At 68.1% G+C, this 17,938-nt stretch carries 15 protein-coding genes; 14 read left to right on the top strand and 1 reads right to left on the bottom strand.

Annotated elements, in window-relative coordinates:
- The first annotated feature begins 15 nt into the window (after positions 1–15).
- Together ACFXKN_RS04070 and ACFXKN_RS04065 are read left to right on the top strand one after the other, a co-directional pair.
- Entirely contained in the window at positions 16–1,263 is a 1,248-nt protein-coding gene (locus tag ACFXKN_RS04070; RefSeq protein WP_379432323.1) for an AAA family ATPase, read from the top strand.
- Positions 1,260–2,483, top strand: a complete 1,224-nt coding sequence (locus ACFXKN_RS04065; protein WP_379432322.1) for a VWA-like domain-containing protein — start codon at positions 1,260–1,262, stop codon at positions 2,481–2,483. Before ACFXKN_RS04070 ends, ACFXKN_RS04065 begins: the two co-directional genes overlap by 4 nt.
- A gap of 18 nt (positions 2,484–2,501) precedes the next feature.
- On the opposite strand, the gene ACFXKN_RS04060 is transcribed toward ACFXKN_RS04065, so the two are convergent.
- Positions 2,502–2,918 carry a heparan-alpha-glucosaminide N-acetyltransferase domain-containing protein gene (locus ACFXKN_RS04060; RefSeq protein WP_379432321.1) on the bottom strand — a complete coding sequence of 139 codons (417 nt, stop codon included), beginning with the start codon at positions 2,916–2,918 and terminating at the stop codon, positions 2,502–2,504.
- Positions 2,919–3,228: 310 nt separating this feature from the next.
- Here ACFXKN_RS04060 and ACFXKN_RS04055 point away from each other — a divergent pair, with 310 nt between their 5' ends.
- The 12 genes from ACFXKN_RS04055 (at position 3,229) to pdxS (ending at position 17,809) form a co-directional block, all read left to right on the top strand.
- Positions 3,229–3,993, top strand: coding sequence for a tyrosine-protein phosphatase (locus ACFXKN_RS04055; protein WP_379432320.1), 765 nt, complete (start codon positions 3,229–3,231; stop codon positions 3,991–3,993).
- Between the two features lie 208 nt (positions 3,994–4,201).
- Positions 4,202–6,424 (top strand): SulP family inorganic anion transporter, encoded by a 2,223-nt coding sequence (locus tag ACFXKN_RS04050; RefSeq protein ID WP_379432319.1) that lies wholly within the window; start codon positions 4,202–4,204, stop codon positions 6,422–6,424.
- Between the two features lie 219 nt (positions 6,425–6,643).
- Entirely contained in the window at positions 6,644–8,869 is a 2,226-nt protein-coding gene (locus tag ACFXKN_RS04045) for a SulP family inorganic anion transporter (RefSeq protein WP_378945163.1), read from the top strand.
- Positions 8,870–8,973: 104 nt separating this feature from the next.
- The gene (locus ACFXKN_RS04040; protein ID WP_378945166.1) at positions 8,974–9,465 is read left to right on the top strand and encodes a TIGR02611 family protein; all 492 of its coding nucleotides are present in this window, start codon (positions 8,974–8,976) and stop codon (positions 9,463–9,465) included.
- Positions 9,462–10,133 carry a (2Fe-2S)-binding protein gene (locus ACFXKN_RS04035; protein WP_379432318.1) on the top strand — a complete coding sequence of 224 codons (672 nt, stop codon included), beginning with the start codon at positions 9,462–9,464 and terminating at the stop codon, positions 10,131–10,133. The genes ACFXKN_RS04040 and ACFXKN_RS04035 overlap by 4 nt, the downstream gene beginning before the upstream one ends.
- A gap of 205 nt (positions 10,134–10,338) precedes the next feature.
- Positions 10,339–12,402 (top strand): threonine--tRNA ligase, encoded by a 2,064-nt coding sequence (thrS, locus tag ACFXKN_RS04030; RefSeq protein ID WP_379432317.1) that lies wholly within the window; start codon positions 10,339–10,341, stop codon positions 12,400–12,402.
- Complete coding sequence (locus ACFXKN_RS04025) at positions 12,399–12,953, top strand: HIT family protein (protein WP_378945177.1); 555 nt, start codon at positions 12,399–12,401, stop codon at positions 12,951–12,953. Before thrS ends, ACFXKN_RS04025 begins: the two co-directional genes overlap by 4 nt.
- Positions 12,954–12,958: 5 nt before the next feature.
- A complete protein-coding gene (gene pgsA / locus ACFXKN_RS04020; RefSeq protein WP_378946224.1) occupies positions 12,959–13,636 on the top strand; it encodes a phosphatidylinositol phosphate synthase in 678 nt (225 codons plus the stop codon).
- Positions 13,633–14,550, top strand: coding sequence for a phosphatidylinositol mannoside acyltransferase (locus ACFXKN_RS04015; protein WP_379432316.1), 918 nt, complete (start codon positions 13,633–13,635; stop codon positions 14,548–14,550). The genes pgsA and ACFXKN_RS04015 overlap by 4 nt, the downstream gene beginning before the upstream one ends.
- Positions 14,547–15,671, top strand: coding sequence for a glycosyltransferase family 4 protein (locus ACFXKN_RS04010; RefSeq protein ID WP_379432315.1), 1,125 nt, complete (start codon positions 14,547–14,549; stop codon positions 15,669–15,671). The genes ACFXKN_RS04015 and ACFXKN_RS04010 overlap by 4 nt, the downstream gene beginning before the upstream one ends.
- Positions 15,671–16,717, top strand: coding sequence for an NUDIX hydrolase (locus ACFXKN_RS04005; protein ID WP_379432429.1), 1,047 nt, complete (start codon positions 15,671–15,673; stop codon positions 16,715–16,717). The genes ACFXKN_RS04010 and ACFXKN_RS04005 overlap by 1 nt, the downstream gene beginning before the upstream one ends.
- A gap of 171 nt (positions 16,718–16,888) precedes the next feature.
- Complete coding sequence (pdxS, locus tag ACFXKN_RS04000) at positions 16,889–17,809, top strand: pyridoxal 5'-phosphate synthase lyase subunit PdxS (RefSeq protein WP_378914592.1); 921 nt, start codon at positions 16,889–16,891, stop codon at positions 17,807–17,809.
- Positions 17,810–17,938 lie beyond the last annotated feature (129 nt).

The following is a 17,938-nucleotide window of genomic DNA, read 5'->3' as shown; positions in this document are numbered from 1 at the left end:
AAAGGTGATTCGCACATGACTGTTCCCACTCTCTGCCCGCCGCTCACGATTCGCGCCGCCGGCTCCCAGCTCGATGTCGCCGGTGAACTCCTCGCTCTGCTGGGCGCGGTGAAGACGGAGCCGCGTCGCAACGCGCAACTGGAAGCGCTGACCTTGGCCGTGGCCGCCGACCTGCCGGTGCTGCTGTGGGGTGAGCCGGGCATCGGCAAGACCGCCGCGTTGACACAACTCGCCGAGTCCCTGGACCTACCGCTGACCACGGTGATCGCGAGTGTGCATGAGCCGTCGGACTTTTCGGGTCTGCCGATCATCGGCGACGACCCCGCGAACCAGGGTGTGCCGATGGCGCCGCCGGATTGGGCCGTGCGGCTGGTGAAGGTCGGGCGCGGCTTGCTGTTCCTCGACGAACTGTCCACCGCACCTCCCGCCGTGCAGGCCGCGCTGCTGCGCGTGGTCCTCGAAAGGCGGGTCGGCGCACTGGAATTGCCGCCGGGCGTGCGCATCGTCGCCGCCGCCAACCCGCGCTCCTCGGCGGCCGACGGCTGGGAGCTGAGTCCGCCGCTGGCGAACCGATTCGTGCACCTGCAGTGGGCCCACGACCACGACGTCGTTGTCCGAGGTCTCGGCGGGACATGGCCGCGCGCGACCCTGCCCCGTATCGCACCCGAAAGACTCTCGGAGGCAGTGGCATTCGCTCGTCGCTCGGTGTGCACGCTGCTCGCGGCGCGGCCGAAGCTCGTGCATCAGATTCCCACCACCGAGACCCGAAGGGGCGGTCCTTGGCCGTCGCCGCGAAGCTGGGAGATGACCGTGCGGCTGATCGCCTTCGCCACCGCGGCCGACACCAGTCGCGATGTGCTGTCGCAGTTGATCCGCGGCACGGTCGGTGACGGCGCCGGTTTCGAATTGCTGACCAGCATCGATCGGATGGATCTGCCCGACCCGGAGGCGCTGCTGACCGATCCCGACACCGCGGAGCTGCCGGAGCGGGGCGACCTGCGCCAGGCGGTGCTCGACGGTGTGGTGGCCGCCGTCCGCAAACGACCGGAGAAGTCTCGTTGGGACGCGGCCTGGTCGTTGCTGGTCAAAGCCGTGGAAACCGGAGCGCCTGACCTGGTGGTTGTTCCCGCGACCACCCTCGCCACGCTGCGCCGCGACGACTGGGAAGTGCCCGCGTCGATCGAACAGCTCGCCGCGGTGGTATCGGTGTCCCAGAGTGCCGATCGCGCCGCCGCCCGCGTTGCCGTCAAGGCGGGCCGATGAGGGCCGACATCACCGGGCTGGATTTCGTCAAGCTGTATGCCGCACGGCTGCACGCGGTGTCGGCCCGACCGTATTTGGCCACCGCCCTGTACGCGCTGCACATCGTCGAGTCGCCGGTGGTGCCGACGATGAGCGTGGACAAGCACTGGCGGTGCTACGTCTCGCCCAGGTTCGTCGACCACACGCCGGTGGAGGAACTGGCTTCGATACTGGTGCACGAGGTTTCGCACCTGCTGCGTGACCATCACGCGCGCAGTGACCGCTACGCCCATACCCACGACCTGACCGGCCCGGGCGAGCGACTGCGGATGAATATCGCCGCGGATGCCGAAATCAACGATGACGCGTTCGGCGACGGTCTGGTCCAGCCGGCTGGGGCGGTCCTGCCCAGAACACTGGGACTCGACGAAGGCCAGCTCATGGAGGACTATCTGGGCCAGTTCCGGCTCGGGCGTCTGACCCAAGACCTGGCCTGGCTCGACTGTGGCAGCGGTGCGGATGGATCGGACCGCGAGTGGGACCTGGGGCCCGACGGTGCGGACGGGCTCAGCGAACAGCAACGCGACGGCGTCCGGTTCCTGGTGGCGCAGGGCATCATCGGCCGTCCCGGTGACGCGCCACAGGGGTGGCGGCGCTGGGCGAAAGAGGCCTTGCACCCGTCCCAGCCATGGCGGGATCTGCTCGGCGCCGCCCTCCGCGCGGCAACATCGGCCCCCGGCGTCGGCGAGGACTACACCTACCGGCGCCCGGCCCGGCGTTCGACGGCACTACCCGGCATCGTGTTGCCGAGCTTGCGCCGCACCCCACCTCGGGTCAGCGTGGTCATCGATACCTCGGGATCGGTCAGCGATGACGAACTGGGCAGCGCCCTGCTCGAAGTGGCCGCGATCGTCCGCGCCGTCGGCGGCCGCCGCGACCTGGTCACCGTGTTCTCCTGCGACGCCGCGGCCCGCATCGCCCACCCGCTGTGCCAGGCCGAGGGGATGCTGCTGATCGGCGGTGGCGGCACCGACCTGCGAACCGGCTTCACCAAGGCCCTGCGCACCCGCCCGGATGTCCTCGTGGCCCTGACCGACGGCCAGACGCCCTGGCCGTCCCAACAACCGGCGTGCCGAACCGTGGTCGGCCTGTTCAGCCGGGAGCGCGCGTGGCAGGAGAACAACCCGGACTACGTCCCGGACAGACCACCCGCGTGGGCGCGGGTGGTCGACATCGGCTGACGCCGGGAAGTCGCCCTCCTACTGGACGCGCCGCGCCCGCACCAGCGGCGCTACCAGCATGATCGAGCCCGACAGGAAGAGTCCGGCGAGCGGGATCAACGGAAGATAGGACACCCACACCACCGGCTCTTGCCGCGCCAGCGCGATCACCGTCGCGACAACCGTGACGACGAACACCACCGCCGACCACCGGTGCGCTCGGCGAACGCGCCGGACACCCGAACTCTGGCCGGATGCCGGTGCGCGTCGCGAGCCGCGGTAGACCAGCGCGAACATCAGCGAACCGGACAGAAAGAGTCCGGCTAGCGGAAACAGCGGCAGGTAGACCACCCATTCCGGTCCACTCAGCGACAACCCGATCACCGTGATCAGTACTGCCGCGAGAAAGCTGACGGCAAGCCATCGATGAGCTCGTCGAACCTCGATGATGTTCATCGAAAACCCTTTCGTTGATCGGTGGAAACAATGCTTCCACGGCACCGACTTCGAAACTTCTCGATTCGTGATCGTTTCTCCCGCTCCGTGTCCGACGGTCGATGGGAACCGACCCCGCCGCCTCGTATCGAACATTCCGATCCGTCCATTGAATTTCCCGATCGAATCGACGCAGTCAGTGCGCTGACCTGTGAAAACAGTCGGAAGAGCGTTGCGGCGGAGCGGATTTCGGAATTCGCGGCGTCCGGCACCGAATACCGTTGATCAACGTTTGCGAGCAGGCGCTGCGAAAATGAGAACGAGGATTGTGATGACCAACGGTGTGAGTTCTTCGATGGGCCGGGAATTGCCGCTGCGCGGTGCGGTGAACGCACGGGATCTGGGCGGGTTGCGCACGAGGGACGGGCGGCAGGTGCGCCGCTTGCGGGTGCTGCGGTCGGATCTGCTCACCGGGCTGGACGCCGAAGATGTGTCGTTCCTGCTGACCGAGTGTGGGCTTCGCACGATCGTCGACCTGCGTGCGCCGGGCGAGATCGTCACGGACGGAACAGGTGTCGTGGTCGACGCCGTCGCTGACTACCGCAACCTGCACGTCTACGGCGCGGACCGGGTGCGCCTCGACCTCACCGAGGTCGCGCCCGACGGAAGCATGTTCGACCGGTACTGCGAATACCTCGAGCACAGCAGCGAGAACATCGCCGCCGTGCTGCGCCTGCTCGCCACCCCGGGTCAGTTGCCCGCGCTGGTCCACTGCGCCGCGGGCAAGGATCGCACCGGGGTGGTGATCGCGCTGCTACTGGCCGTCGCCGGGGTGCGCGCGGACGACATCATCGCCGACTATGCCGCCACCACCCCGAACATCGCGGCGCTGCGGGCTCGCGGCGGGCGGGTTCGACCGGTGGATGACGCGGCAGATCGGCTCCCCGCCTGGGTCTTCGCCGCCGACGCGGCAACCATGCGCCAGTTCCTGATCCACCTGGACACCGAGCACGGTGGCGCCACCGCGTGGGCGACCAGCGCCGGTCTCGACGAGGCGACGCAGCGGCAGCTGGCCGAGAACCTGCTCTGTGACTGAGGTCACAAATCGACAGCGATTTCGTCCCATTCTTCCCAGAACGTTTTCTAGCGCTTGGGAAGGTCTTTACTATTGACGCGACTCTGTGTCTGGAGTCCGCTCTCTTTCGAGCAGTGCTGCAGATCCGTCGTTCGCTCGCAGCTCAGCATCAATTGCCAGTGCATGTTCGACCGATGAACCGGGAGCTCATCCGCCCCGGCGAAGGAGAATGATGACCGACAATGATCCGGGCACCACCACCGCGACGGCGCGCACGCTGTCGCATGCGTCACTGAAATCGGTTCTCCAACAAGATCTTCCAGCGTCACTCGTGGTGTTTCTCGTCGCGCTGCCGCTGTCGCTCGGGGTCGCGCTCGCCTCCGGCGCGCCGGTCGTCGCCGGGCTCATCGCCGCCGCCGTCGGCGGGGTGGTCGCGGGATTACTCGGCGGCTCGAAGGTTCAGGTCAGCGGACCCACCGCGAGTCTCGCTGTCGTGGTGGCGGGAGCGGTCCAGCAATTCGGTTGGGCCGCCATGTGTTTCATCACCGTCGGGGCGGGTGTACTGCAGATCTTGTTCGGGCTCAGCCGCGTCGCGCGAGCCGTGCTCGGTATCGCGCCGGTGGTGGTGCACGCGATGCTCGCCGGCATCGGGGTGGTCATCGCCCTGCAGCAGGTTCACGTGCTCCTCGGCGGAACGACGGTCAGCTCGCCGTGGGGCAGCATCGTCGAGCTACCGCGTCAGGTGATGTCGGTGCAGAAGGGCGACTTGTTCGTCGGGCTGCTGGTGATCGCCGTGCTGATCGGATGGCAGTATCTGCCGCGCCGGGTTCGGGTGGTGCCCGGCCCGCTGGTCGCGGTGGTGGCGGCCACGGTGGTCTCCTTGATACTGCCGGTGACGGTGGAACGGGTGCGCCTCGACGGCTCGCTGCTCGACGGGATCGGGTTGCCCGCGTTGCCGCACGGCGGGTGGCTGCCGCTGGTGCTCACCATGCTCACCGTCGCACTCATCGCCAGTGTGGAGACGCTGCTCTCGGCCGTCGCGGTCGACAAATTGCGCCCCGACCAGCGCACCGACTTCGACCGCGAACTCTGCGGTCAGGGCGCGGCGAACATGGTCTCGGGCGTGCTGGGTGGTCTGCCGATCGCGGCGGTCATCGTCCGCAGCATCACCAACGCCAACGCGGGCGCCCGCAGCAGGGCGGCGACTGTGCTGCACGGTGGCTGGATCCTGGTGTTCGCGGTCGCGCTGGTCGGCCTGGTCCGGCAGATCCCGACGGCGGCGCTGGCCGGGCTGCTGGTGCTGATCGGGGTGCAGTTGGTGAAGCTGGCGCATATCAAACGTGCCCGCCGCACCGGCGACATCTACGTCTACCTGGTCACCGTGATCGCGGTCGTCGCGCTGAACCTGTTGCAGGGCCTGGTGATCGGGCTGCTCGCCTCGTTCGCCTTGCTGCTGTGGCGGGTCGTGCGGTTCACCATCGTCGCGGCGCCGCGCACCGACGGCACCTGGCTGGTGCGCATCGCGGGCACCTGCACCTTCCTGGCCGCGCCCCGGCTCACGACCGAACTGGCGAAGGTGCCCGACGGTGTGGACGTGACGGTCGAGATGAGTGTGGACTTTCTCGACCACGCGGCGTGCGAGTTGCTCTCGGACTGGGCCGACGCCCGTGAATCCGGCGGCGGCACAGTCGACTTCGTGGAACTCGGCACCGCCAGGATGGCCCGCACCCACGACGGGCCGCCGGAACACGGGCACGCGCGCAAGGCGGTCGACGAGGCGATTCGGCCATGGCGGCGCAGCGGCGGCGTCGACCCGATCGCCGCAGGCATCGCGGCCTATCACCGCAAGCACGCGCACCTGATGCGGCCGCATCTGGCCGGGTTGCGACACCGGCCCGATGCCGACACCTTCTTCCTGGCGTGCGCCGACGCCCGCATCGTGCCCAATGTCATCACCAACAGCGGTCCCGGTGATCTGTTCACCGTCCGCAACGTCGGCAATCTGGTACCGGTCGGTGGCAGCGACGTCTCGGTCGAGGCCGCGCTGATCTACGCGCTGGACAAGCTCGACGTGCGCTCGGTGGTGGTGTGCGGGCACAGCGCCTGCGGTGCGATGGAGGCGCTGTACCGGCAGGTTCAGGCCGGGCCGGGTCTGGACGACTGGCTCGCGCACGCTCAGCCGACTCTGGCCGCGTTCCACAGCGGTCATCCGGTCGCGACGGCGGCCGAGCTCGCGGGCTTCGGCCCGGTCGACCAGCTCGGCATGGTCAATGTCGCCCGCCAGGTGCAGACCCTCGTCGACTATCCGGCGATCCGCAGCGCGATGGCCGAACGCGGTGTCGCGGTGACCGGGTTGTTCTTCGACCTGGCGACCGCGCGGGTGATCGAGATCCACGCCGACGGGATCTCGGGTTCAGAGGAGGCCCGCAGGGTCGCCGCCGAGCCCGTGTAAAGGGGGGTAGGTGTGGGTCACACCACAGACTGCCTGCCGTTATGGCGAGACCCACTGTTTCTGCGGCACACTGGCTTTGCCAATTCTTTACCAATAGGTTGGTTCTACCCGTACCCGGTTCGCCGATGCACCGGAATCTTGCTTCATCCCCCTTTGCTTCACCACCGCCCTCGTGATGATCGGCCTCGGCCCTGCGCCGGGAGTCGGCGAAGGAGAGTCATGTCTGTCGAGAACGACCTTGCCCCGCCCCGGGTGGACGGCCCGTCGAACGAGCCGTCCCGCCCCGCCTGGCAACAGACGCTGCTGCGTCACGATCTACCCGCTTCCATCGTTGTTTTCCTTGTCGCGCTGCCGCTTTCGCTCGGCATCGCGGTCGCCTCCGGCGCGCCGATCGCCGCCGGTCTCGCCGCCGCCGTGATCGGTGGTGTGGTCGCGGGCCTGCTCGGCGGCTCGGTCCTGCAGGTCAGCGGCCCGGCCGCGGGTCTGACCGTGGTCGTCGCCGAATCCATCGCCCAATTCGGTTGGCGCACAACCTGTTTCATCGTGGTCGCCGCGGGCGTGCTGCAAATCCTGTTCGGACTCAGCCGGATCGCGCGCGCCGCGCTAGCCGTCGCCCCGGTGGTGGTCCACGCCATGCTCGCCGGTATCGGCATCACCATCGCCCTGCAGCAGATCCATGTGCTGCTCGGTGGTTCCTCGCACAGCACCGCGCTGCGCAATGTGATCGAACTCCCCGGTCAGCTGCTGTCGCTGCACGGTAGTGACGCGCTCGTCGGCGCCGTGGTGATCGCGGTGATGCTCGGCTGGAAGTACGTCCCATCGAAGCTGCGCGCGGTGCCCGGTCCGCTGGTCGCGGTGCTCGTGGGCACCGTGCTCTCGCTCGGTCTGCCCGATGTCGAGCGGATCGCGCTGAGCGGGTCGGTCTTCGACGCGCTCGGCCTACCGGAACTGCCATCGGGCAACTGGTCGGCCATCGCCATGATGGTGCTCACCATCGCGTTGATCGCGAGCGTGGAGAGCCTGCTCTCGGCCGTCGCGGTCGACAAGATGCACACCGGTCCGCGCACCGGATTCGATCGGGAACTGCTCGGTCAGGGCACGGCGAATGTCGTATCGGGTCTGGTCGGTGGCCTGCCGATCACCGGCGTGATCGTGCGAAGCGCCACCAATGTGCAAGCGGGCGCGCGGACAAGGGCTTCCACTGTGCTGCACGGACTCTGGATTCTGCTGTTCTCGGTGGCCCTGGTCGGCCTGGTGGAACAGATTCCCAAGGCCGCGCTGGCGGGCCTGCTCATCGTCATCGGCATGCAGTTGCTGAAACTGGCCCACATCCGGTTGGCCAGGCGCACCGGTGATCTGCTGGTCTATGTGGTGACCGTGCTCGGCGTGGTGTTCACCAACCTGCTCGAAGGCGTCGTCATCGGGCTCGCGCTGGCGTTCGGGCTGCTGCTGTGGCGGGTCGTGCGCGTGCAGGTGACGGCGTCCCCGCTGTCCGACGGACGCTGGCAGGTCCACATCGACGGCTCGTGCACCTTCCTCGCGCTGCCGAAACTGTCGGGCGAGCTGGCGAAGGTGCCCACGGGCGTCGATGTGATCGTCGAGATGACCGTCGACTTCCTCGACCACGCCGCGTTCGAGGCGATCGAGGAATGGCAACGTCAGCAGGAAAGCGGTGGTGGTCGTGTCGATTTCGTCGAAATCGGCAGTGCGCGGATGGCCGATACCCCCGCCGCGCCGCCGATTCGCGGATTCGGTCGCGCCGCCATCGACGACATGCTCCGTCCGTGGCGGCACCAGAAGTCCGGCGGCGACGCGGTGACCGCGGGTGTCGCGGCCTTCCACCGCGGCCACGCCCACGTGGTGCGTCCGCATCTGGACGGGCTGCACCACAGCCAGGATCCGGACTCGTTCTTCCTGACCTGCTCGGATTCGCGGATCGTGCCCAATGTGATCACCAACAGCGGACCCGGCGATCTGTTCACCGTGCGCAATGTGGGCAATCTCGTGCCGGTCAGCGGTGACGATTCCGTCGAAGCGGCACTGAGTTTCGCGCTGGACAGTCTCGCGGTGCGTTCGGTGGTGGTGTGCGGGCACTCCTCGTGCGGCGCGATGAAAGCGGTCTATTCCGCCGCCGACACCGCGGGTGGCCTGAGCTCCTGGTTGCGGCACGCCGAGCCGACACTGCAGCGGTTCCTCGCGGGCCATCCCGTGGCCGCCGCGGCCAGGGCAGCCGGGTACGACGAGGTGGATCAGCTGAGCATGGTCAATGTCGCCGTGCAGCTCGAGACGCTGGGACGTAATCCCGCGGTGCGCCGCGCTGTCGCCGAGCGTGGGTTGGCGGTGTCGGGGCTGTTCTTCGACATCGCGACATCGCGGGTGCTCGAGGTGACTGTCGACGGAGTGAGCGCGATCGACGATCACGCGGCACTCACCGTCACCCGTTGACGACACTCCGCCGGTGCCGCGGGCATCGGCGGAGGAACGCTTGCACGGCTGCGCCGATCAGGACACCGCGACTCGGCGGTGGTCGGACTCGTAGGCTGGAAACCATGACCAGCGATCCGACCGCCGCCGAGCGCGTCACCGACGGCCCCGAATCCGCGGACACCGAGTCCGCCGACGGGCCGGGGCGGTGGGATGGAGTCAAGGACCGCGGGCGCGCCTTCCGGGGACACGTCGCGCGGCGCCCTACCCTCAACCTCGGCTACCGCATCGCCGTCGGCGTGGTCGGTGGGTTGGTGCTGATCATCGGGATCATCACGATCCCGTACCCCGGACCCGGCTGGGCACTGGTGTTCGCGGGATTCGGCATCCTGGCCACCGAGTTCGTCTGGGCCCATCACACATTGAACTGGGTGCGCGGCAAATACCGGATCGTCATGGACTGGTACACCTCGCGCGGCTGGTTCATCAAGGTGCTCGGCGCGGTGGGCACCTTCGCCCTCGTCCTGGTGACGTTGTGGCTGCTCGGTACTTATTCGATGGTCGCAGGGTGGATCGGAGTCGATTGGCCATGGTTGCGCAGTCCCCTGATGTCGTGAGCACGGTTCCGGGCCACCTACTCACCGACCCCGCCTGGGTCGCGGCCCGGATCGACGCGATGAGCCATACCTGGGGCACCGATGTTCCCCGGGTCGCGGGCACCCTGTGGTGGTGCATGGTCGCCTCGACCTTGGTCGAACAGATCACCGTCGCCTACGCGGCGGGCACGCCAGCGCCGGTCGCCGCGCTCGGCGAATTCGACTGTGCGGTCCGTCCCGACGGTGGTGTCGAGCACGCGGAATTCCGCCGGGTGCCGGTCGACGCCACCGGGCGCTCGGTGCGCTCGGACGTGGGTGGCGAGACCGGTGCGGCGGCGGCCGAGGAGGTCGCGACCGCCTTGCGTGACACCTTGACCGCGGTGATTTACCAGGTCGCGGCAGTGTCCGGGGCCGGGGCTCCGTCGCTGTGGGCGGTCGTCGCCGATGCCATCGGCAACCGGGCACTCGACGCGGGCACCAAGGAGGCCGCGACCCGACTGGCGGCGGATGTGGGCTCGCGCCTGCCCGCGCCACGGTTCGTCACCGTCGAGGGCCGCACCTTCGTCCGGCGCGCCTCGTGCTGCCTGGTCTATGAGGTGCCCGGCCGGCAGATGTGCACGAGCTGCCCGAAACGTTCGCCTGCCGATCGAGCCGAACAGCTGGCCGCCGCCGCACGCACCCGATTCTGAATCGGCGACCCGGTCCCTCGACGCCGTCGCCGGACAGCCGCGTGCCCGGCACGGACAGCGCCCACCTTCGCCGTCACTGACCAACACGCGGTCATAGGTCCATCGACACGGCGCATCGGGCCTCCCGATAGCATGGTGCGGCGCGCAGGTGCCCCTGCGCGAGCCGCCGGACGGACCCGGTATCGACGTCAAGGAGAACATTCCCGTGACCACCTCTGCACCCATCAGTCCCGTCGCTCTCGTTCGGGTGCCGGCCGGGACTACCGCGGGCGCAGCGGTGCGGGAAGCGGGCTTGCCCACGAAGGGCCCGGATACGGTCGTCGTCGTGCGTGATGTCGACGGCGCACTCAAGGATCTGTCCTGGATCCCGGCCGAAGACGCCGACGTCGAGCCGGTGCCCGCGAACAGCGAGGACGGGCGCAGCGTGATCCGGCACTCGGCCGCGCATGTGCTCGCCCAGGCGGTGCAGCAGGAGTTCCCCGACGCGAAACTCGGGATCGGCCCGCCGATCAAGGACGGCTTCTACTACGACTTCCAGGTCGACAAGCCGTTCACGCCCGAGGATCTGGCCAAGCTGGAATCGCGGATGAAGAAGATCATCAAAGGCGCGCAACGCTTTTCGCGTCGCGTCGTGGAGATCGATGACGCCCGCGTCGAACTGGCGAACGAGCCGTTCAAGCTGGAGCTGATCAGCGACAAGTCCGGCATCGACGATCCCGAGATCATGGAGGTCGGCGGCAACGAGCTGACCATCTACGACAACCTCGATCCGCGCACCGGCGACAAGCTGTGGGGCGACCTGTGCCGCGGCCCGCACATCCCCACCACCAAGTTCATCCCCGCCTTCAAGCTGACCCGTTCCTCGGCCGCCTACTGGCGTGGCGACCAGGACCGCGAGGATCTGCAGCGCGTGTACGGCACCGCGTGGGAATCGGCCGAGGCGATGGACGCCCACCTGGAGCTGCTGGCCGAGGCCGAGCGCCGCGACCACCGCAAGCTGGGCCTCGAACTCGACCTGTTCTCCTTCCCCGACGCGCTCGGGTCGGGTCTGCCGGTGTTCCACCCCAAGGGCGGCATCATCCGCAAGGAGATGGAGGAGTACTCGCGTCAGCGGCACGTCGACGCGGGCTACGAGTTCGTCAACACCCCCCACCTCACCAAGGGGCATCTGTACGAGATCTCGGGCCATCTCGACTGGTACAAGGACGGCATGTTCCCGGCCATGCACCTCGATGCCGAACTCAACGAGGACGGCACTGTCCGCAAGCCCGGCCAGGACTACTACGTCAAGCCGATGAACTGCCCGATGCACAACCTGATCTTCGGCGCGCGCGGCCGGTCCTACCGTGAGCTGCCGCTGCGGATGTTCGAGTTCGGCTCGGTGTACCGCTACGAGAAGTCCGGCGTGATCCACGGCCTGACCCGGGTGCGTGGCATGACCCAGGACGACGCGCACATCTACTGCACCAAAGAGCAGATGCACGCCGAGCTCACCAGCACCCTGCAGTTCGTCCTCGGCCTGCTGAAGGACTACGGCCTCGACGACTTCTACCTCGAGCTGTCCACCAAGGATCCGAAGAAGTACGTGGGTTCGGACGAACTCTGGGCCGAGGCCACCGAAACCCTCGAGAAGGTCGCCGAGGCATCCGGCCTGGATCTGGTGCCCGACCCTGGCGGCGCCGCGTTCTACGGCCCGAAGATCTCCGTGCAGGTCAAGGACGCGCTCGGCCGCACCTGGCAGATGTCGACCGTGCAGCTCGACTTCAACCTGCCCGATCGTTTCGACCTCGAGTACACCTCCTCCGACGGCACCAAGCAGCGTCCGGTGATGATCCACCGCGCCCTGTTCGGCTCGATCGAACGGTTCTTCGGCGTGCTCACCGAGCATTACGCCGGTGCGTTCCCCGCCTGGCTCTCGCCGGTGCAGGTCGTCGGTATCCCGGTGGCGGAGAACTTCGCCGAGCACCTGGATGGCGTGATCGAGCGGCTGCGTGACGCAGGGGTGCGCGCGCAGGTCGACCGCAGCGACGACCGGATGCAGAAGAAGATCTTCAACCAGACCGCGCAGAAGGTGCCGTTCATGCTGCTGGCGGGCGCACGCGACGTGGAAGCGGGCGCGGTGAGCTTCCGGTTCCGCGACGGCACCCAGGTCAACGGCGTGCCCGTCGCCGACGCGGTCGCCACGATCACCACCTGGGTCGCCCACCGCGAGAATGCCTCACCCACCGCCGCGGGGTTCGAGGTCGTCTCCGCTGCGGTCGGGTCATGAGCGAGAACCTCGCCCCCGACGCCGGCTCGATCGTCGACGCCGGGGCGGGCCAGCCCGACCGCCTCCAGCGGTTGTGGACGCCGTACCGGATGTCCTACATCACCGGTGAGATCAAGCCCAAGGACGCGACCGGGCATCCGTTCACCGATATCCCGAAAATGTCGGATGAGGACGGCCTGATCATCGCGCGCGGCGAGCACGTCTACGCCGTGCTCAACTTGTACCCGTACAACCCAGGGCACATGATGGTGGTGCCTTACCGCCGGGTAGCCGACCTGGAGGACCTCACGCCCGCCGAGAGCGCGGAACTGATGGCCTTCACCCAGCGGGCCATTCGCGTGATGAAGCAGGTCTCGCGGCCTGCCGGATTCAACGTGGGTCTCAATCTCGGTGGTGTGGCCGGTGGTTCGCTCGCCGACCACCTGCACCAGCACATCGTGCCGCGCTGGGGCGGGGATGCGAACTTCATCACCGTGGTCGGCGGGGTGAAGGTGATGCCTCAGCTGTTGCGCGAAACGCGGCAGCTGCTGGCGGAGGCGTGGGAGGAATAAAGACCGTGCTCAGCTTCTTCGGCCGCCAGACGTTTGCGAAAGCGACTGCGCCGCTGGGCAAAGCGCTCGTCGGGACCGGGCTCACCCCGGATGCGATGACGCTGATCGGCACCACGGCGACGATCGCCGCCGCGGTGACCCTGTTCCCTTCCGGACACCTGTTCTGGGGAACGATGGTGATCTGGCTGTTCGTCATGTTCGACATGCTCGACGGGGCGATGGCGCGCGCCCGCGGCGGCGGCACCAAGTACGGCGCGGTTCTCGACGCCACCTGTGACCGGGTGGCCGACGGCGCGATCTTCGGCGGACTCGCCTGGTGGGCGGTCTATCACGAGCACAGCAGGCAACTGTTCGCGCTGACCTTGATCGTGCTGGTCACCTCGCAGGTGATCTCCTACGCCAAGGCGCGGGCCGAGGCGAGTGGGCTGTCCGCCGACGGTGGACTCATCGAACGCCCGGATCGCCTGGTCATCGTGCTGGTCGGCGCGGGGCTCACCGGCATCGGCGGGCACTGGGGGATCGGCTGGCTGACCTGGGCCGTGTACGTGGCGATGTGGGTGCTGGCGGTGCTGAGCATCGTGACGGTGTTCCAGCGGGTGCTGGCGGTGCGCAATTCGCCGGGTGCGCGGGTGGTCATTCCGCCGACGCCGCAGCCGGACGCGGCGGAGGGGTCGGCCTCGTGAGCCTCAAAGATCGGTTGAGCGACTGGGGGTACGCCGCAGGCTGGGGTCTGGTGCGTTCGGCGCCGGAAGGGTTGGTGCGCAAGGTCTTCGACCTCGGCGCCGATCGTGCGGTGAAGGGCGGCGGACCGCAACAGTTGCGCCGCAACCTCGCCCGTGTCCTCGGTGTGCCCGCCGACCAGGTGCCCGACGAGCTGATGCGGGCGAGCATGCGCTCCTACGCCCGCTACTGGCGTGAAGCGTTCCGGCTGCCGTCGATGGACCACAGCGCGATCGACTACTACGTCGACGGTCTGGAGAATGTCGACGCCGCGCTGGAACAGGGTCGCGGCCTCATTCTGGTGCTCCCGCACTCGGGCAACTGGGATATGGCCGGTGTGTGGCTGGTGCAGCACTACGACAACTTCACCACTGTGGCCGAACGACTGAAGCCGGAATCGCTGTTCGAGCGGTTCGTCGCCTACCGCGAGAGCCTCGGGTTCGAGGTGTTCCCGCTGACCGGTGGCGAGCAGCCGCCCTTCGCCGCACTCGCCGAACGGCTGCGCCAGAACCGGATCGTGTGCCTGATGGGCGAACGCGATCTCACCGGCAAGGGCGTGCCGGTGGACTTCTTCGGTGAACGAACCTGGATGCCCGGCGGTGCCGCGAAACTGGCCATCGAAACCGGTGCCGCGCTGGTTCCGGTGCACGGCTGGTTCACCGTCGACGACGACGGCACCGAGAATTGGGGCCTGAAAGCCGAACCGGCACTGGATGTTTCCGGTGGCGTGTCGGCCGCGACGCAGGCGCTGGCCGACCGGTTCGCGGCCAATATCGCCGAACATCCGGCCGACTGGCACATGCTGCAACCGCTCTGGGAGGGCGACCTGTCGTCCGAACGACTGTCGCGGATGCAGGACACAGGGGGCCAGCGGTGAAGATCGGGATGATCTGCCCGTATTCATTCGACGTCCCCGGGGGCGTGCAGGCGCATGTGGTCGAGCTCGCCCGGGTGTTCATCGAACGTGGGCACAAGGTGAGCGTGCTCGCCCCGGCTTCCGACGACACACCGCTGCCCGAGTTCGTCGTCTCGGCGGGTCGCGCCGTCGCGATTCCCTACAACGGGTCGGTGGCGCGATTGTCGTTCGGCCCGATGGCCTACACCAGGATCCGCCGCTGGATCGACAGCAACGACTTCGACGTGCTGCACATCCACGAACCCAACGCCCCGAGCCTGTCGATGCTGGCGCTCAAGATCGCCGAGGGGCCGATCGTGGCGACCTTCCACACCTCGACCACGAAGTCGTTGGTGCTCAGCACTTTTCAGGGTGTGCTCCGCCCGTATCACGAGAAGATCAGCGGGCGGATCGCCGTGTCCGAGCTGGCCAGGCGCTGGCAGGTCGAGGCGCTGGGATCCGACGCGGTGGAGATCCCCAACGGTGTCGATGTATCCGCGTTCGCGCGCGGTGAGCCGCTCGACGGATATCCGCGCGCGGGCCGCACGGTGCTGTTCCTCGGTCGCTACGACGAACCACGCAAGGGCATGGACGTGCTGCTCGGCGCGCTGCCCGCGCTCATCGAACACCATCCCGGCGTGGAGATCCTCATCGTCGGGCGCGGTGACGAGGAACGGTTGCGCCGTGAGGCAGGCGAGCACGCGGGGCATCTGCGGTTCCTCGGACAGGTCTCCGACGCCGAGAAGGCCGCCGCGCTGCGCAGCGCCGATGTGTACGTCGCGCCGAATCTGGGCGGCGAGAGCTTCGGCATCATCCTGATCGAGGCGATGGCCGCTGGCACCCCGGTGGTCGCCAGCGAGCTCGACGCCTTCCGGCGCGTGCTGCGCGACGGGACAGCGGGCCTGCTCACCCCGATCGGTGACTCCGACGCGTTGGCCACCGCCATCGACACCCTCCTCACCGACGACGAGACGCGCGAACGACTGGTCAGTACCGCCACCCAGGTGGTCGCGGGCTACGACTGGCCGGTCGTGGCCGAACAGATCCTGCGGGTGTACGAGACCGTCACCATCGGCGACAACCGGGTGCGGGCCGCCGGATGATCACCTTCTCCGCGACCACCGTCCTCGTTCTCGGGCTGGTCGCACTGCTCGTCCTCGCCCTCGGAGTGTGGGCCTACTCCACCGCGAACCGCCTGGACAGGCTGCACGTGCGCTCCGATCAATCCTGGCAGGCACTCGATGCCGCACTCGCCCGTCGTGCCGTGGTCGCACGTGCGGTGGCCATGTCGGAGGCCGGTCCGGTGAGCACCGATCCGCGCCGCGCAGAACGGGCCACCCAGCTCGCCGCGCTGGCCGATCGCGCCGAACGCGCCGATCGCGGCAACCGGGAAACGATCGAGAACCAGCTCTCCGCCGCGCTGTCCCTCGTCGACATCGACCACCTGCGACCCCAGCTGGTAGCCGAACTCGCCGACGCCGAGGCGCGCGTGCTGATCGCGCGCCGCTTCCACAATGACGCCGTGCGCGACACCCTGGCCCTGCGCACCCGCAGGCCCGTGCGCATCCTGCACCTCGGCGGTACCGCACCGCTGCCGCACTATTTCGAGATCACCGAGCGCGCCACACCCGCCGCCGCCACCGGCCTGGTCGTGCACATCACCCGCACGTCCGCGCGGGTGATCCTGCTCGACGAGCAGAACCGGGTGCTGCTGCTGCGCGGCCACGACCCGATGATCCCCGAGGTCGCCTTCTGGTTCACTGTCGGTGGCGGGGTCGAACCGGGGGAGACCCTGCGCGACGCCGCGGTCCGCGAGATCCACGAGGAGACCGGTCAGCGCGTGGATCCCGCGTCGCTGCGCGGTCCGCTGTGGCGTCGCGTCGCGGTGTTCCCGTTCAACGGCGAACTCATCCGTTCCGAGGAACTGTTCTTCACGCTGCGCTCGCCGGGTTTCGAATGGCGCCCCGCCGACCTCACCGCCCTGGAACGCCGCACGATCACCGACCACCGCTGGTGCTCCGCCGACGACATCCGCGCACTCGACGACGCGGGCGAGGCCGTCTACCCGTATCACCTCGACGAGCTGCTCACCGAGGCCGTGACCGCGGCCGCGGACGATACCCAGCACGTCGTGCGCTCGATCCGCTGAGGCGGCCGGGGCACGGAACTCGACGCCACTGGAGAAGGCCAGACGGGGGCGGTGTCTGCATCGCTGCTGGTCGTGGCAAGGCCAGTGGTGCTCAACTGGCTATGAAGGCCGAATTCGGGCAGTTCTAGAATCGACGGTGACAGCAACCCCCGAGCGACTTGATTGGCGCCCATGACACAGGAGACATTCGTGACTACGCCTGAGACCACCAACACCGTCGGCACCGCCCGCGTGAAGCGCGGCATGGCCGAGATGCTCAAGGGTGGCGTGATCATGGATGTGGTCAACGCCGAGCAGGCCAAGATCGCCGAAGACGCAGGCGCCGTGGCCGTGATGGCGCTCGAGCGGGTGCCCGCCGACATTCGCGCCCAGGGCGGCGTGTCCCGGATGAGCGACCCGGACATGATCGACGGCATCATCTCCGCGGTCTCGATCCCCGTGATGGCCAAGGCCCGCATCGGCCACTTCGTCGAGGCTCAGATCCTGCAGAGTCTCGGCGTGGACTACATCGACGAGTCCGAGGTCCTCACCCCCGCCGACTACGCCAACCACATCGACAAGTGGAACTTCACCATCCCCTTCGTCTGTGGTGCCACCAACCTGGGTGAGGCGCTGCGTCGCATCACCGAGGGCGCGGCCATGATCCGCTCCAAGGGCGAGGCCGGCACCGGCGACGTGTCCAACGCGACCACCCACATGCGCACCATCCGCGGCGAGATCCGTCGCCTGACCTCGCTGTCCGAAGACGAGCTCTTCGTGGCCGCGAAGGAACTGCAGGCCCCGTACGAGCTGGTCCGTGAGGTCGCCCAGACCGGCAAGCTGCCGGTCGTCATGTTCACCGCCGGTGGCATCGCCACCCCGGCCGACGCCGCCATGATGATGCAGCTCGGCGCCGAAGGCGTATTCGTCGGCTCGGGCATCTTCAAGTCCGGCAACCCCGAACAGCGCGCCGCCGCCATCGTGAAGGCCACCACCTTCTACGACGACCCGGACGTGCTGGCCAAGGTCTCGCGTGGCCTGGGCGAGGCCATGGTCGGCATCAACGTCGAAGACATCCCGCAGCCGCACCGTCTCGCCGAGCGCGGCTGGTGATCGTGGGCCCGATTTCGTTCGGGCACTGAAACATTCGCCTCGGCGGGCGTCGTGATCGCGACGCCCGCCGAGGCATTTTCGTGCTAGGACTCAGCGTTCCAGGATCGGTGTGAGGGTGTCGAGACGGGT

The organism is Nocardia sp. NPDC059195 (genome assembly GCF_042754695.1).
Lineage (GTDB): Bacteria > Actinomycetota > Actinomycetes > Mycobacteriales > Mycobacteriaceae > Nocardia.
This window is presented reverse-complemented; position numbering and strand designations above follow the sequence as displayed.